The sequence below is a fragment of the Pyrinomonas methylaliphatogenes genome, from assembly GCF_000820845.2.
Classification (GTDB): domain Bacteria; phylum Acidobacteriota; class Blastocatellia; order Pyrinomonadales; family Pyrinomonadaceae; genus Pyrinomonas; species Pyrinomonas methylaliphatogenes.
In genome coordinates, this window is the sequence record NZ_CBXV010000001.1 from 95180 (window position 1) to 112158 (window position 16979).

General features: G+C 58.3%; 8 protein-coding genes. 4 read left to right on the forward strand and 4 right to left on the reverse strand.

Annotated features, from left to right (window positions below; translation table 11 throughout):
• Positions 1-74 precede the first annotated feature (74 nt).
• Both PYK22_RS00410 and ric read left to right on the forward strand, forming a co-directional pair.
• Positions 75-1196: a DGQHR domain-containing protein gene (locus tag PYK22_RS00410; RefSeq protein ID WP_041973102.1), complete on the forward strand. Its 1122-nt coding sequence runs from the start codon at positions 75-77 to the stop codon at positions 1194-1196.
• Between the two features lie 460 nt (positions 1197-1656).
• Complete coding sequence (ric, locus tag PYK22_RS00420; protein WP_041973540.1) at positions 1657-2382, forward strand: iron-sulfur cluster repair di-iron protein; 726 nt, start codon at positions 1657-1659, stop codon at positions 2380-2382.
• A 15-nt stretch (positions 2383-2397) separates the two neighbouring features.
• Here the strand turns inward: ric and PYK22_RS00425 are convergent, their stop codons facing one another.
• The 4 genes from PYK22_RS00425 to PYK22_RS00440 form a co-directional block, all read right to left on the reverse strand.
• Positions 2398-4785, reverse strand: coding sequence for a glycoside hydrolase family 127 protein (locus tag PYK22_RS00425; protein ID WP_060635165.1), 2388 nt, complete (start codon positions 4783-4785; stop codon positions 2398-2400).
• 201 nt (positions 4786-4986) lie between these two features.
• Positions 4987-8808 (reverse strand): TonB-dependent receptor, encoded by a 3822-nt coding sequence (locus tag PYK22_RS00430; RefSeq protein WP_083437471.1) that lies wholly within the window; start codon positions 8806-8808, stop codon positions 4987-4989.
• Positions 8809-9033: 225 nt separating this feature from the next.
• Positions 9034-10941 (reverse strand): DUF885 family protein, encoded by a 1908-nt coding sequence (locus tag PYK22_RS00435; RefSeq protein WP_083437472.1) that lies wholly within the window; start codon positions 10939-10941, stop codon positions 9034-9036.
• Between the two features lie 20 nt (positions 10942-10961).
• Entirely contained in the window at positions 10962-13835 is a 2874-nt protein-coding gene (locus tag PYK22_RS00440; RefSeq protein ID WP_157770581.1) for a DUF5695 domain-containing protein, read from the reverse strand.
• A gap of 184 nt (positions 13836-14019) precedes the next feature.
• On the opposite strand from PYK22_RS00440, the gene PYK22_RS16150 reads away from it, so the two are divergent.
• Entirely contained in the window at positions 14020-15762 is a 1743-nt protein-coding gene (locus tag PYK22_RS16150) for an ATP-binding response regulator (protein ID WP_060635167.1), read from the forward strand.
• Positions 15759-16973: a response regulator gene (locus PYK22_RS00450; protein WP_041973105.1), complete on the forward strand. Its 1215-nt coding sequence runs from the start codon at positions 15759-15761 to the stop codon at positions 16971-16973. Before PYK22_RS16150 ends, PYK22_RS00450 begins: the two co-directional genes overlap by 4 nt.
• Positions 16974-16979: the final 6 nt, after the last annotated feature.

The window sequence follows — 16979 nt, forward strand, 5'->3', positions numbered from 1 at the left end:
TGGCAAGCGCGGCCCGTTTGAGGTAGGAAGATAGGGGCGCTCGTGACCCTCTCGTCCTGAAGGAGGATTGTGCGATGTTGGCGACGCAGATTAGACAGAAGGATGCCGTCTTCTACTTCGTTGCGTATCCTGCCGAGGATCTGTTGCGCAAAGTGCGCTTCATCAGCCGCTATTACGGTGAGGGCGAGCAGATCGCGCCTGAGGCGGTTCCCGAAGGCGATGAGATCGCGCAGTTCATCGCGCGCATCGAGCGTTCGGAGAAAGCTTTCCAGCGAACGCTGTCTCGCGCCAAGGTGCGCGCGATCAAGAACTTCTATGAGACCGCCGTAACGCAGCCGCCGATCCCCGGAACGATCTTGCTCTTCACCAACGAGAAGCTCCGTTTCGAACCGCTCGGCGCCTTCGAGAACGTCGGCGATCTGCAAGAACCGCAGGGAAAGTACTTGATCATCGATGGTCAGCATCGCCTGGCGGCGTTGGAGTTCTACTTCCGCGAACGTCCCGAAGAAGCGGGCACCGTACATGTCCCGTGCGTCATCTTCGACGGGCGCAGCGATGACTTCGCCGCCGAGATGTTCGTCATCATCAATTCGACGCCGACGCGCATCAATAAAAGCCATCTGGTCGATCTTTATGAGCGCGTTTCGTGGGCCGCGCCCGACAAGAGGTTTGCCGCACAGATCGTCGATTGGCTCTACCGCGAATCCGATAGCCCGCTGCGGTATCGGATCAATCGTTTGGGTGGACGGAGCCGGCAGGAGAAATGGATCTTGCAAGCCGAACTCTTCAACGAGGTGCATCGTTGGGTGAGCGCCGATTGGGCGCAGATCGAAGCGCGCGGGAACAGCAAACGGGAGGCGGAACGCTACTACGAGATCGTGCGCGATTTCTTCAAAGCCGCGGAGCGCGTGTGGGGCAGGGCGTGGGGACATGATGATTACATGGTGACTCGTTCGGTGACGCTCAAAGCGATGGTGCGCGTGTGCGCAGACCTAGCGCGCACGGATGAGGAACCAGCCGAAGGGCGCGTCGAGCGTTGGGCTGAAAGGCTCGCCCCATGGAGCGAACTGCAACGCGATTTTCGCGCCGAAGGCTTTTACGAACGCTTCGCGGCGAAAGGACAGGTCGAGCGTGTGGCGAAGATACATCGTCGTCTGGCCGCCGCGATCGGACTCGATTCGAATCGCCGCGGGTAGCCTCACAGACGCGCGGCCATTGCGCTTAACTGCGAGTAACCATCCTCGCCGATCTAAAGACAATCCGCCGCTACGTCGAAACGTAGGCAGCGTTCGCGTCGCGGGCAAGGATATGTATGCGGTCCCGCGCGGGGCCGCATCACAATCGCATCATAGTAGGCGTTCGCGTCGCGGGTAAGAGCTTTATATGCAGCGTTCGCTTGTTTACGCGAAGGCGGATTGGAACAGATCACCCGCGCATTCCCAAACGCGCGACAGGCAAAGGGGCATTTCAAATTAACGACGATGAAGTCTCATCGCGCGGCGATGATCTCGCGCGGGCTTATCGATCGCGCGAATCTCAAATTAACGACGAAAAGGTTTTGGTCGCTCCGTATGCCATCGCGGCGATCGGGTGACTTTGGTCACTGAGCGTTAACGCGCCCTCCCTTTATGCTTCGGGATCGAGGAGGGCATCATGATGAATATCGATCCGACCAAAACGGTACGTGAGATAGCTCTTGAGTTGCCGAATGCGACACACATCTTCGAGCGGTTCAAAATCGATTACTGCTGCGGTGGCGACAAGTCTTTGAGTGAGGCTTGTCAGGCGGTCGGCGCCGATCCGCGCGAGGTGGTCCAGTCGCTCGCAGAGGCTTCGGGACGGCTTGATGAACCTTCGGTCGACTTCAGGGCGGTTTCATTGGCAGATCTGATTGATCACATCGTCGCCAAACACCACGCTTATACCAGACAAGAGATGGAGCGGCTTGGTCCTCTCTTCCAAAAGGTCTGCGCGGCGCATGGCGAAAAGCATCCCGAACTTCTCGCCATGCGCGAAGTGTTCGGTCAGATGTGTGCGGAGCTCGAAGCGCACATGTTCAAAGAAGAGCGCGTGCTATTCCCGTACATCATCAAATTGGAAAGAGCCGATGAACGCGATTCGCTGCCACCGCTCTTCGGCGGCTTGAGTAATCCGGTGCGGGTGATGATCGCAGAACACGATTCCTCCGGAGAGGATCTGCGCAAGTTGCGACGGCTGAGCGCGGATTATGCTGCTCCGGATGATGCTTGTACGAGCTATCGCGTTCTGTATCGTTCGCTCGAAGAGTTGGAGCGCGATCTACATCGACATATTCACCTCGAGAACAACATCCTCTTCCCCCGCGCGTTAAAGTTGGAAGAGGAGATCGGCGCCGCAAAATGAGCGTAGCGCCATCCGTTACAGTTGAGCGTCGGCGCGAACCAAACGGACGCCGAAAACGGAGGCTGTGCCGCTTTCGCCTAGACCTTGAAAGCGGATGGTGATCTTCTGTTTGCCTTGCGTCAGTTCCGCTGGGATCGGATACTCCGCGTCAAAGAAGCGCCCGGAACTCGATCCTGGGCGATAGCGCTCTATCTTCTGCTCGGCGATGCGCACGCCATCGACCAGAATCTCGAAAGTTCGCGCCTCGCGCTCTTCGCTGTGGTAGGTCACGATCAGTTTCAGCGGATGGGCTGGGTCAATCGGCAGATCGAAGGAGAACCAGCGACGCGCGCTGCGGCCCGCGCGTCCCATCAGGCGGACGGGGCGCGTCTCTTCGCCCTGCTGATTGAAGTTGCGTTCGGATTGCGCGTCGCCCGGTTGAACGAAGGCGACCGTCGCTGCCTCTATCCGACGTTGCCGTTCACGCGCGGCGGCCATCTCTGCTTGCCGTTGCTCCCACTCTGCCGGCGTTAGAAGATCCCAGTAGGCGGAGTAGATGCGTCGGTGGAGCTGATAGAACGGCACAAGTTCGACATCACGCGGGCGTCCGACGCCGTCAGTCCTGAAATGACCGGGTTGGCCGGGCACGGGTTTGAGCCATTCGGTCACGGGGCGGTCGGCGACGAGGACGGGCACGCTCACCGGTTGCCGCGCCTCGGCTTCTACTGGACCAGATCCGGGCGCAGGCCCGAGATCGCCGGCGAGAACGAGCGGCCCCCACATGATCGCTGTGACGCGCCGATCATCGGGCAGCGGTTCGAGATGGAGTCTCTTGGGCAGCGTCACACTCACCGTGTCGCCATTCTTCCATGTTCGCGCCAGTTCGATATATGAACCCGGTCCGGAAAGTTTCTGCACCGCTTGCCCGTTCACTCTCACCGAAAAACCATCTCCGGCCCACGATGGACGACGCAAGGCGAGCGTGAACCGTTTGGGAGCTTTGAGCTCGAGTTTCAGCGTCGCCGATTCTCCGATGGGGAAATCGGTCTCCATCGTCAGTTTCGCTCCGGCCGCTTGCCATTCAGCGGTTGAAGGCACATACAGGTTAACCCAGAGCTCGTCTCCCGATTCGTAATAGATCCCATATCCATGCAGCGCGTGATTCTCCATCCCCGTGCCGACGCAGCAGGTGAAGCTGCGGAACATGTCTTGGTATTCGCGCCGGACGCCGCGCCCGACCGGAACCATATAACAGGTGCTTCCATCCTCCGGATCGATCGAGCCGAGGATGTGATTGAACAACGCGCGTTCTTGAAACTCGGCGTATTTGATGTCGGGATTGAGGGCGAAAAGCTCGCGCGTCATCTTGAGCATGTTATAGACGTTGCACGTCTCGGCGGTGCGTCCATCTATCCGGTCGCTCAACTTATCAGGTGGCCCGAAATATTCATCCTTGCCGTGTCCGCCGGTGGCGAAGCTGTGATGAAAGACCACGGCGTCCCAAAAGAAGCTGGCCGCTTCCCAATCCTTCCGGTCTCCCGTATAAACGTAGCGCACCAGATGGCCGAGAAGTTTCGGCACCTGCGTGTTGCCGTGCAAGCCATCCAGAATATCCTCATGGCGCGCGAGAGGTTCGAACACGGCGCGATGGTCAAAGCGATGCGAAAGTTCGAGCCAGCGCCGGTCGCCCGTGTCGGCATAAAGATCGACCAACACTTCGTTCATCCCGCCGAACTCGGTGTTGAGCATCCGTTGGATCTGCTCGTCGTTCAATTTCGATAGGAGGTTCTCCACCCACGCGGCGAATTTCGTTTCAACCTCTAGCGCCGTGCGATTGCCCGTGTAACGGTAGGCGTCGCGCAATCCGGCGAACGTCTTGTGCAGGACGTACCACGGCGACCACAGCCCGTTTAGATCGAATGAGCTGGCGCGAATCTCGCCGCGCGCCAGCGCAAGCAGACGCTCTTTGCCGTTCTCCAGCGCGCCAAGGTAGCCGTCGCCGTGTTTGTCTTGAACCTCCTTCATCTCCGCGACGAGATAATCGGCCCGCTCTTTGAAACGCGGATCGCCCGTCGCCGCATACATCAAACTCACGGCGGACAAGTAATGGCCGGCGATATGTCCGGTCAAATTACGCCCAGCTCCATCCCACCCGCCATAGCCGGGAGCTTTCGGTTGCAATCCGGCGCGCAAGCGGTAGTAGGCCATCATCCGATCGGGTTCGAGTTTGAGCAGATAAGCGGCGTCTAGATCCTGCGCGTGTTTGAGCGGTCCGCCCGTTAAGCGCACGGCTGAGAGCGGTAATGGCCGCGCTTTGTAGGGCACTGCTGGAGAGACGCGCCGCGCGGCGCTCGCAGCGTGGAGAACCGCCAGAGCGGCGAAGATCGTCAACGGGACGCCAAGCCTCTTCACGCGCCTAGGCATAGGTCGCATCTCGGCGCGGCGCAGGTGGATGCTGTGCGCATAGGGCCTCCTCACGCATCTAAGCATAGGTCACTTCCTCATCGCGTGGTGAAATTGCACAAATAGAGCTTAACTGAAAACCTTTCATTGCGAAAAGCGCTAAAACGCGCAAAAACCATGTCGAAAACGAGGGGAGCCACCGCCGGAAGATGGCCCCCGCTTTCAGAAGCGCAACCCAAGGCGAAATTGGACGTTGCGCGGCCCACCGCCGCCCACTTGGCTTGTGGTCTGGCCGAAAGTGGTCGAATCTATGCTGACGGTGCCGGCGACGCCGCCCACTTCCCAGTTGGGATGGTTGAAGGCGTTGAGCGCCGTGATCCAGAAATCGAGTTTCACGCGCTCAGTCAATGGGATCTCTTTCGAGAGCGAAAGATCTGGGATGAAGACCGGCGGACCATACAGGTAGATGAATTGTCCAAACTGGCCCGGTTGCGTTGGGTAGGTCAAAACCTGTTGATTGGCGCGACCGGTCGCCGCATCGATCAAAGATGGATCGAGGAAGTAGACTGCGCCGTTTGGACCGGGGCGGATCGAGACCAGGCGTTGCAGTTGGTCCGTCGTCATCCCGTTAAGGATGACGCCTGAATCCATCCCGTTGACGGTCAATCGTCCGCTCGTCAGCTTGAAGACGCGCCCAGATTGCCAGCGAACGATTCCGGAAAGCGTCCATCCGCCGAGGACCTTATCGAGAACGGGGTTATTGATGGCGAAAGCTCGACCTGAACCGAAAGGTAGATCCCAACTCCAATAGACTTGAAAGACATGGCGTAGATCGAACGGTGATGGTCCTTTGTTCAGATTGCGGCTGCGAAGCGTGATGTAGTCGGCTTCCGAAGTCGGGCTATCGGCATACAGATCCGTCAGCGATTTGCTGTAGGTGTAATTGGCCGTGATGCTCAGTCCGCTCGTCATCATGCGGCGGAATTGGATTTGCAAGCCGTTATAGCTCGAATATGACTCATCGGTCATTAATCGCAACCGCTGACCGGCGGCGAATGGATTCACCTGAAAGAAATTGATCGGATATGGACCGGGGGCGTTGAACCCGAAGCGTGTGGCGCAGGGCGCAAGGTTGCTCCCGACCATGCGGCAGAGATAGATCGGGCTGCCGGCGAGCGCCGCTGCGAGCCGTCCCGCTTCGCCTTGTCGCAGCGCGGTGATGAACGCGCCGTTGGCGAAACCGGAGCTGGCGGGGAGCGCCGGTTGTGAGCCGCGCGCGCCGAAGGCGGCTTCGAAGATCGGAAGCGGCACCTGTCCGGGCAGACCGCGGTTGGCGAAACTCGTGACGCCCGCCGCTTGATTGATCGCCAAGTTCCGCTGCGCGTTCAGAAATTCTTGGAGAAAACCGTTCTCGAAGATGTTGACCTCGTTGATGCTGTAACCGTGCCAGATGTGCGTTCCCTTATTGCCGACATAACGCGCTTCGATGACGGTGTTCTTCGCCACCTCGCGTTGAATTCCGATGTTCCACGTCTGAATGTAAGGCGTGCGCAGCTTAGGCAGCATGGTGCTAAAACCGCGCGTGAACGTGTAATCGGCTTGCGGGAAGGAGTTGGCGAAGCTCGTCGGGAAGGTCGTCAGCGGTGGAATCGGATCGCTCAGTCGCAGCCCTCCGAGCGGGAAGCCGGGCTGGCCCGGATTCAAAGAGAGTTGTTGGATGAGACCCGGATTCGCTCCCGCGTAGTTGATGAAGTCGAGCAGCCCTTCATCATAGTAGGTCAGCGAGTATCCGGCTCTGATGACTGTCTTCTGCCCTTGGCCGAACAATTTGGCCAAGAAACCTCGGCTGAACGATGGCGACCAAGCGATGCCGAAATTGGGCGCCGGATTGACATGATCGGCTTTATAGGCGTGGGGGCGGAGGAAGATTTGCGGGTTCATAACACCATCGAGCACGCCCGGACGGAAGAGCGATCTAGATGGACCGAAAAGATGCTCGACCGTTGGGCTCGTGTAGATGCCGCGGCTATCGTAGATGTCGTTGGTGAACTCCCAACGCAGACCGTAGTTGAGCGTCAAATTGGGCCGGTAGCGCCATGAGTCTTGGAAGTAGAGTCCCCACGTGCTCTGTTTATCGAGTCGGACGAGCTGGGTCGGCTGGTATTGTTTGGTCTGCGGATCGATGACTCGCACCGTGCTGATGCTCGCGACTCTTCCCGTCAAAAGCGCGTACAGAGCGGCGGCGTTGCTCGCATCCGTGCCGGAGATGTTCGGCAGGTTGGTGGAGCTGAAGACGGTGGTGATCGGATCGCCCGCCGCGACGCCGACCGTCAGCGTCGGGATCCCGGCGCCGCCCTGATAATCGGCGTCATACCACCAGACGTATTTGAGCGCTCCGCCGAACGTCAGGGTGTGATCGCCACGGATAAGCGTTAGGTTGTCGTAAAGATTGTGCGTGGCGTTGGCGCGCGAGATGTTAAGCTGATCACGTATGATCGGCGGGATGAACGGGTAGGCGACGCGGATCTGCCTGCCGAGGATGTTGAACTGGTCCGGCCCTTCACCGACGTTGTATTGATCGACGTTATGCTGTAGTCCATATCTGAACTCGTTCAATGTATTTGGCGAGATGGTCCAGTTGAGCGCCGTCGAGGCGATGTACCAAGTGTTCTTGAAAGCGCCCTGTTCTTTGAAATCATTTCCCGGCCACGGGCGCGTCCCAGAGATCTTGCGGTTGTAAAGGTTCCACGTTCCCGTCCAGACGATGTTGGGTGTGATGTGATAATCGATGCGCGCCGTCGGATAGTGTTCGATCGTCGTCGTCCTTTCGAGGAAGCTCAAGTTATTGCGAAACAGATCTATGCTCGTGACCGAGCCATTGCTGAGCGTCGCGTTCGTTCGTCTGAAATAATCGGCGACGATCGGATCGATGTCGCTCGGATATCCGTTATTCGCCGCGATCTGGAGCAGATTGGCGGTGCGCGTGACGCCATCGGTGCCGCGGTAGCGGAAGATCCCTTGTTGCGCTTCCGGCGTCAAGACGACGTTGTTGATGACGGTTTGACTCGGTATGCGCGCCTGCTCGTAATTGACAAAGAAGAAAAGCTTGTTCCGCCACAGCGGGCCGCCGAGATTGCCGCCAAATTCGTTATAGCGCAAGCGAGGGCGCGGCAACCCGCGCGCCTTGTTGATCGAGCTGTTGGCGTTGAGCGCATCGTTACGCAGTTGATGAAAGAGGCTTCCGTGAAACTCGTTCGTGCCGCGGCGCGTGACGAAACGGATCTGCATCGCGCCTTGCGCGCCAGCATCGGCACCAAGGCTGGCCGTTTGGACGGAGACCTCTTCGATCGCGCCAAGGCGCGGCGGGACGGTCGCAAAGAAGCTCGTACCTCCGCTTCTGAAGCCTTGCGAGTTGTTGTTGATGCCGTCAACTGTGATGTTGATCGCGCCGCCGGGCATCCCGTTATACGTGCTGTTGCGACCGTTGCCGCCGACTGTTTGTGAGCCCGGGACGAGCAACGCGAAGTTGAGTATGTTGCGCCCGCCGAGCGGTAGGTTGCGGATCGATTCGTTCCGCACAGTGTTCGAGATGACGTTCGACGTGGCTTCCAATGCCGGAGCGACGCCGACCACTTCGACCGTTCCGGCTATGGCGCCGACTTGTAGCCGAACGAAAAGGTCGGTCGTGCGGGCCGATTCGACCACGACGCCCTTGTAGACCGCCGGTTGAAATCCGGTCGCGGCGACATCGACCTCATAGGTTCCAGCTTGCAAGTTCTGGAAAGTGAAATTCCCGGCCTCATCCGTGACGGTCTCTTTGGTCGCTCCGGTGAGTTCATCCCTCAACTGAACTTTGGCTCCCGCGACGACGGCTCCGGATTGATCCGTTACCGTGCCGTTGATGCTTCCGACGGTGCGGACTTGAGATGTCGCGTGCGGCGGCGAACTCGCAAACGCGAGAAGAAGCGCGATCGCACAAAAGAGCCTTCTACTTGTCGTAAAAAGGCGCCACAGCGAGCGCATCTTGCGTGCGGGCGATAGCATCTCCTCGAATGCCTCCTAGCGCCTGATTCTGGTCACGCTAGAAATCTTTCGCGCGCGCGTCGCGCGTGTCTTGAACGATTGAAAGTCGAATTGAACCGTATTAAGGCGATCTAATTCGGCGATTTGCGAAGATGGGGATCTTAAAAGACTCGGGAGCGCCGGAGCGCTCCCGAAAGCGGATTAGCGAGATGAGTGGCTCGGTTCAAAATCCCAACGGGCGCTTCATCAGGGCCGCGCAAGCGAGTCATAGAATTTCCATTGCGGTTTGAAATCGCGCGTCAGTCGTTCGCCCGTCAGTTTGGCGCGGATCATCTCGACCGGGATGCTGTTCTCCTTTAAAACCGCGTCGTGAAAGGCGCGGTCGGTCATCTTACCCGTTCCGACGAGCTCTTTATGTAGCGCATAAAGTTGCAGCCCGCCGAGCAGATAAGCGGCTTGATAGAGCGGCTCGTAGCTGCCATCGAACGAACGGCGCACTTCGGCGATGGCATTCTCCGGCTCATGTCCAACGCGCTGTATCAAGAAGTCTATACACTGTTGCGGCGTCCATTCTCCGAGATGGAAGCGAAGCGAGAAGATCACCCGCGCGCAGCGGTGCATGCGCCAGAAAAGCATGCCGATGCGGTTTTCGGGCGTCTTCGGGAAGTTCATGTCCCATAGCAGAAATTCCCAGTAGAGCGCCCACCCTTCGACCAGAAACGGCGTGCGGAATGGAGCGCGATAAGGCTTGTAGCGCGCGGCCATGAAGCCTTGTAGATGATGGCCCGGGATCAGTTCGTGAAAGACGGTGGCGCGCGCAAAGTGTATGTTATTGCCGCGCATGCTCATCATCTTCTGTTCGTGGCTCATCGTGTTGGTCGGGTACGAGATGCTGATCGTCTCGCCGCCGGTAAAGAAAGGGTTGACCAGTTGGCGTTCGGGCGTCATCATCTGCATCCGCCAAGTCTCAAGCGCGAGCGGCGGGACGGTGACGAGATTGTTCTTCTCGACGAAATCGATCGCCTCGAGCGCCAGATCGCGAATCAGATCGGGCTGTTTGCCGGGCTCGACGTACTGGTTCTTGACGTGTTCGAGCGCGCGCTTCCAGTCGTCGCCGTAGCCAAGTTCGCGCGAAGCCTTGATCATTTCGGCTTCGCACCACGCCATCTCTTTGTTCGCGATTTCGATCAGTTCTTCGGGCGTATAAGCGATCATCTCCGCCGCCAGTTCCGCCATCAGCGCGTCGCGCCCGATCGGATCGCCGACGATATCGCTCGTATCACCAGGGCGCGCCCGAATCAATCTTCGCGCGCGTTCGGGTTGTGGCCCGCCGGGCGGCGCGCTTGACTGAGCTTGTTCGCTTTGCGCGAGGCTCACTCCGGCCATCCGTTCGCCGAGGAACGAATTGTAATTCTGCAACGCTTGATCGACGGCTCTGTATGGTTCGGCGATCCACCAGGTGAAGATCGGATCGTAGCCGTTATAGGAATCGAACCAATTCTTCAGTGTGGCGCGCAAGCTCGCCAGCATATTGACGGCACGAAGGGCGACGTTTCTTCTGATCGGCGGTGCGGAGGAGCCGTTCGACCCGCTCGCCCTCGCCGGCAGTCGCTCTTCGAGCGAGCGACGCAAGCCATCTATCTGTTTCCTCATCTCATCGAGCATCGCCGCCGTTCGCGGCGCATCGACGCGCGCCATACGGCGTCGCGAGTCATCGAGTTCGAAGATCGCGCGCGCGAATGGGAGCAGCGCTTCGACTTCGGCGAACTGTTTGGCTTGAATATCCAACTGCCGCAACTCGTGTTCGAGATGGTCTTTAAAGAGCAGATAATCGATGCGACCGTCTTGGCTCAACCGATCGAAATCGAGCGCGGCAAGACGATCGAGCCACTCGGTGTAAAATTTGCGGAAACGCTCGCGGGCCGTCGGCGAGATGACGAGCGGATAGGTGCGCGTCAAGCTTGCGCGATCCACGTTGTAACGTTCGATCAAGGGGCGCAGTTCGCTCTGCGAACGATCGATGTCAAGATCAGCGCTCGGCGTCTGACGCGATTCACCGCTGCGCGTTTGCGCCAGCAGGAGCGATGGCTCGCCTGCGAATAGGATGAAAATTAAGCTTGCGGCCAATAGACTTCTCGTCCTTCTCGCTATCATAGGCGTTACGCTTCACCTCACTATTGATTTGATGGAATAGCGATTAACTCGATCTTGGTTTGCGGTGTGGATTTCACTTTGAGTTTGAACGACGACGCGCCATTCGGTTTAGCGGTGCCGACTCTCTCACCTTCATGGATGACCTCGTAAGCTTGGGCGCCAGCGGCGGAGATTCGCAGCGATGTCGTATGCGTATCGGAGGTTCGATTCTCGAGCGTCAAGCGGAGTCGCGTCAAGCTTTGGTCGGTGATCAGCGGTTGCCCTCGGGCGAAACCATCGCGGTCGAGTTCGATCTGCACTCGCCGATCATCGAGGATCGCACAGAACCGTTTCCGCAGGCCATCGCGCGGGATGACGTGGAGCGCGTCGCCGCGAAGTTCGAGCGTGCCGCCGTAGGCCAACCATCCGAAGAGCGGGTCGCGGGTCAAGACGGTCATCGCGGTTCGCAGCGCCGCGCCGAATCCTAGATCAATCTCGCCATCGTAGTACCACGCGCCACGCGGCATGTCTTTTCTGATCCACGCGCGTCCGAACTTCGCCGTCATGAACTGCCAACCCGCCGCGCCATCGTTGTTTGCGCCCGGGGACCAGAAGCCGTAGTTTGTCTCGGCACGCCCCGTGTTCATCAACGCCCAAGCGCTCAGATAAGAGGCGTAACCCAATTGAAGGTAGTCATGCGGTCGCGAGGCGAAAGAGATCGCGTAATCGAGGATCGCCCAACCGCCCATCTGGGCCATGTAACTCAGCGCGCCGATGTCGGACGAGGCAGTGAAATCGGCCCCCAACAGATAATAAGCCGCTTCGAGCCAACCTCTGACGGCGAGATTGGCGCGCAGTTGGCGCTCCATAAAGGCGCGAGCGTCCTCTCGCCGCACGACCCGGTGCGAATACCACTTCTTCAATCTCTTATCGAACCAAAGGTTCGCGTCGGGCTTCATGTCGTGCGTGGCGCCGTACTTGGCCAACGCATAGCTCGACTCGAAGGCGGTGCGATCGAACGGATACTCGGAGCGGAAAGGATATTTGTCGTCATAGATGAAGTATTTGGCCTTCTTCTCCCATTCGGCGCGCAGCCAGTCGGCCCGCTCCTTGTGCCCTTCATCCTCGAGCGCGGCGATAAGATCGATTATCACCAGTTCGTTGTAGCAACCGATCTTGTAAGTTTCATACGCTTCCGGCAAGATCTCGTAAGGATAGGTGAAGTAGGCGCGGGCCGTTTGATACGCGCGTTCGAGGTAGCCGGCGGCGTCGAGATAGCGCACAAGGTGCGGATACATCCGGGCGATCTCGTACATGTGGTAGTAGAGCATGATGACGTGCGGATAGTCGTAAGATCGCCAGAGCGGCCATTTGTCGAGAAGGCTGTTCCTGATGCCGGCGCGCTTTCTAAGATCCGGATCGCGGTTCACTTTCCAGTTTGGCACGCCGTAGATCCCGTATGGATAGGGCTCCTCTTTGTCCGTGCGCTGTAGTTTCCCCCAGACGAAACGCTCGAGGTAGTATTCGACAGCGGCGATCTCCTCGCGTTCGGGAAAGTGAACGTTCTTGGCGGCGACGTAAGGAGCTTTACAGAGCGCCGGATCGTCGCACGCGAGAACATACCCCCACCAGTAATCGAACCCGTCGGTGTCGTCAGGGCCGCGAAGGACGCCATTCCGCATGTCGTAGACGGAAAAGAGCCCATCGTACCACTTCGCGGGCGCGCGGTGTTGTTGCCGTTGCGCGATGAAGCGGCTGCGTTTCTTGATGAGCGTTTCGAGCGGTTCGGTGACGAAGAATTCAAGGTAGGTTTTGCGCCGCCCCTTGTCGTAGTGGATGGTCAAAAGGTTTTCGCCTAAACGCTTGAACTCGATCTCGAATAGATGATGGTCAAGCTGCGGTTGGCCGAGGTAGGTGATCTTCGTTTCGCCCGGAAACTCCGCTTCGATCGAAGCGATCTCGTTCTTCGTATGCAAAGACAGTTTGACCGACAGGTCTTCCGGAACGGTCATCCCGGGCGCGACCCGGATGTCGAACAATCCCTCTTCGTAAAGGATCTGACGCAGTTCATCATAAGATGTCGCCCATCTGAACCTGAATCCGTATTCGACCTTGCTGTTCGGCGCTTGGGCCGGTCCGAGCTCGAGATAAGTATGCGGCTGTCTCCACGTCCCGCGCGTTTCGCGGTTTCCCGAAAGGCCCGAATGGATATAGGCCCGATAGATCCCGCGCCCTTCCGTCGCGTAGTATTCGAGTTTGGTCCCCGGATGAACCGTGATGATGAGATACGGCGGATCACCGCTCGGTTTCGTGAAATAGAGGAACGAGCCGTGGCCGGAGATGAAGTGGTGTTTGGTGAAGCTGCGCTCGAAGATCGTCGTCGGATCCGCGCCCGCGGGCGCGCGCCAGGGGAGCGGGATCGCTAAGTCTCCAATCGTGACCGGAAAGTTCATCGTCGTCTCGATCGAGATCTTCCAGTCGAGATGATCTCGGTCGAGTGTGAATCGTTGGACCATCTTCAATGGCGATCCGCGATCGAAATCCGTATAGATGAGTTCGTGATTCTGAGGATCGACTTCACGGCGACGGGTGCGCGTGTAGATATCGAGCCAATCGCCATCGGCCACCCTATATCTGACGATCGGGGTGCCTAATCGCCCGCCCGGAAGCAGGAACTCGGCTTGATGCGGATCTTGCGGATGCGATAGACCGGTGATGCTTTGCTCGTCGTAGGAGATAAGAAATTGCTGCTGCTCGAGCTTCGATCCAGATCTCTCCCCGGTGTCGCGTTGCATTGTGTGCGGCGACGAGGCGAGGAAGGCGAGCGAAGGGCTGGAGGCGAGGGACCGGAGAAAGGTACGGCGCGAGATCGCGCCAGTGTCGGACAGATGGCGGAAGTCGTTATGTCGAGCCATGGCCTCGGAGATTTCGTCTCGGCTTCGTAGATCTCCTCCCAAATCTATCATCTGGTCGCAAGAAACGGTCTTGTACGCATGGCTTCAAATTTGAACCTCCTTAAGGGGCGCTAATGTTTTTCGCCGCCATTGCCGATAAAACCTCAGGGGGAGAGGACCGCCTCCTTGGGGAAACTTTCGACCGATGTTTCTCGCAGATGAAAGAGCGATACTGATCGTCAGCCAGGCGCCCGAACGGCTAGAATTCCTCAGTTCCTTCCTCGCGGATACTGGCTATCGTGTGTGCACGGCCAGGGACGCGCAAGAGGGGTTCTCTGTCGCCAAGGGCGAGCGGCAGCTCGACTTGGTGATCGGCGATGCTATGGCCCCGTTTACCAAGATCATCGAGCTCTGTCGGCTCCTTCGCGCCGACGCCCAATTTTACACCACTCCGATATTGATCATCGGATCGAAGGATGCGGACGGGTTGGTCGCCTTCGAGAGTCTGATGGCCGGGGCTGATGATTACGTCGAGAAGCCTTGCGATCGTTTGCATCTGATCGCCAAGGTCTCGCGCCTAGTCGAGCGCAAACAGGTGGAAGATGCGTTGCGCAGAGCGCACGAAGATCTGGAAAGGCGTGTGAAGGAGCGAACGCTCGCCCTATCGCAGGCCAATGCCGTGTTGAAGGAGTACATCACTGAGCGTCAAAGAGTGGCGATCGAATTGCAGAAGGTGCATTCCGAGAACGCGCGCCTGCTGGCCGCGATCCCATCGATCTTGATCGGGATCGATGAGCTGGGACGCATCATGCGTTGGAATCAAGCGGCGCGGAACGCTTTCGGACTCGAAGAGGAGGCGGTCATCGGAAGGGCGCTCACCGAATGCGGGATCCAGTGGGATAAGGCGGCGATCGACAAACTCTTAGCTTCACGCGATAAGCAGTGTCCGACCCATTTCAGCGACATCAAGTTCAAGCGCTCCGATGGGAAGGAAGGTTTTCTGGAGATCACCATCACGCCGTTCAAGGCCGATTCGCATGAAGCGGTCCGATATCTTCTGATTGGAGCCGACATCACCGAGCGTCGAATCCTGGAAAGTCAATTGCGTCAAGCGCAGAAGCTGGAGTCGATCGGTCAATTGGCCGCCGGTATCGCGCATGAGATCAACACCCCAACTCAGTACGTCGGCGACAACACGCGCTTTCTGCGCGATGCTTTCGCCGATCTATCGCGCGTGCTCAGCGCTTACGCGGCGTTGCTTGCCGAATGTCGCGACGGGGCGCCGAAGTCGGAAACGATCGCCTGGGTCGAGGCGGAGCTCGAAAAGGGCGATCTCGAAAATCTTCTCGAAGAGATCCCCAAAGCGATCCAGCAATCGCTCGAGGGGATCGAGCGTATCGCCAAGATCGTTCAATCGATGAAAGACTTCGCCCATCCCGGGGCGACGGAGAAGAAGGCTGTAGATTTGAACAAAGCGATCGAAAGTACGATCACCGTGGCGCGCAACGAATGGAAGTACGTCGCCGATATGATCACGGATTTCGATCCTACGCTGCCGCCAGTGCTCTGTCTGCAGGGCGAGTTCAATCAAGTGATTTTGAACATGATCATCAACGCAGCGCACGCGATCGCCGACAAAGTGGGAAAGAACGGCGGTCAAAAGGGGATCATCAAGATCAGCACGCGGCGTGATGGAGAGTGGGCTGAAATACGCATCAGCGATACCGGGACGGGGATCCCGTCGAGCATACAGTCACGGATCTTCGATCCGTTCTTCACGACCAAAGAGGTCGGACGCGGCACGGGACAGGGGTTGGCGATCTCGCATTCTGTGATCGTCGAAAAGCATGGCGGCACGATCTCCTTCGAGACTGAAGAGGGGCAGGGGACGACCTTCATCATCCGTTTGCCGATCGGCGGCGATGTCGAGAAGGAGGCGGCGCGATGAGGAGGATCCTCTTCGTCGATGATGAACCGAAGGTGCTCGACGGATTGCGGCGAATGCTGCGTTCGATGCGCCATGAATGGGAGATGGAGTTTGCGGAAGGCGGGCAAGCGGCATTGGCGGCGTTGGCCGCAAAACCGTTCGACGTGATCGTGACGGATATGCGCATGCCCGGGATGGATGGGGCCCAACTGCTCACGGAGGTCCGGGAGCGCTATCCGCATGTCGTCCGCATCGTCCTCTCGGGCCATTCAGATAAAGAGATGATCATGAAGTCGGTCGGGACGGCGCATCAGTATTTGTCCAAGCCGTGCGATGCGGAGTGTTTGAAGGAGACCGTGCGCCGCGCGTGCGCGTTACGCGATCTGCTGACGAACGCGACTTTGCAGCTCGTGATCTCGCAGATCCAATCCTTGCCTAGCCTGCCGGATTTCTATTTCGAACTGATCGATGAACTCAACTCTCCGAACGCTTCCATCAAAAGGGTGGGCGAGATCATCTCGAAGGACATCGGGATGACGGCGAAGATCTTGCAGATGGTCAATTCCGCTTTCTTCGGGTTGCGGCGTCGCGTTGCCAGTCCGACCGATGCCGCCAGCCTTTTGGGATTGGAGACGATTCGCGCGCTCGTCCTCTCGATACAGATCTTCTCCCATTACGATGGGATCCACTCGGTCGCTTCCACTCTCGGCGGCATTTGGTCGCACAGCATGGCTGTCGCCAAGCTGGCCAAACTGATCGCCAGGTTAGAGGGACAAGAGCAACGGATTGCCGAAGAGGCTTTCGCCAGCGGCCTGCTTCATGACGTGGGGCGATTGATCTTGGCGGCCACTTTCCCCAAGGAGTATGAGCGAGCGTTGGCGATCTCTAATCTTGAGAGGATCGGTCTCAACGAAGCCGAACGGCAGGTGTTGGGGGCGGCGCATTCGGAGGTGGGCGCTTATCTGTTGGGGATTTGGGGATTGCCGGACTCGATCGTCGAGGCGGTCGCCTTCCATCATGAACCGGGCCAATCGACATCGCATCGTTTCACTCCGCTGACGGCGATCCATGCCGCCGATTTCATCGCGCAAGAGATGGGATATGTCGGTTCGCGAAACAGTCGGCCAGCGGCGCTCGATCAGGAGTATTTGAAGAAACTCGGCTTGGCCGAACGGTTGCCCATCTGGTTCGAAGCGGCGGGATCGCTCGATGGGGAGGATGGCGAGAACTGAAAGGAT

Coding starts and splice junctions, on each gene's coding strand:
- PYK22_RS00410 (WP_041973102.1), top strand. CDS start 75: ATGTTGGCGACGCAGATTAGACAGAAGGATGCCGTCTTCTACTTCGTT.
- ric (WP_041973540.1), top strand. CDS start 1,657: ATGAATATCGATCCGACCAAAACGGTACGTGAGATAGCTCTTGAGTTG.
- PYK22_RS00425 (WP_060635165.1), bottom strand. CDS start 4,785: ATGCCTAGGCGCGTGAAGAGGCTTGGCGTCCCGTTGACGATCTTCGCC.
- PYK22_RS00430 (WP_083437471.1), bottom strand. CDS start 8,808: ATGCTATCGCCCGCACGCAAGATGCGCTCGCTGTGGCGCCTTTTTACG.
- PYK22_RS00435 (WP_083437472.1), bottom strand. CDS start 10,941: ATGATAGCGAGAAGGACGAGAAGTCTATTGGCCGCAAGCTTAATTTTC.
- PYK22_RS00440 (WP_157770581.1), bottom strand. CDS start 13,835: ATGGCTCGACATAACGACTTCCGCCATCTGTCCGACACTGGCGCGATC.
- PYK22_RS16150 (WP_060635167.1), top strand. CDS start 14,020: ATGTTTCTCGCAGATGAAAGAGCGATACTGATCGTCAGCCAGGCGCCC.
- PYK22_RS00450 (WP_041973105.1), top strand. CDS start 15,759: ATGAGGAGGATCCTCTTCGTCGATGATGAACCGAAGGTGCTCGACGGA.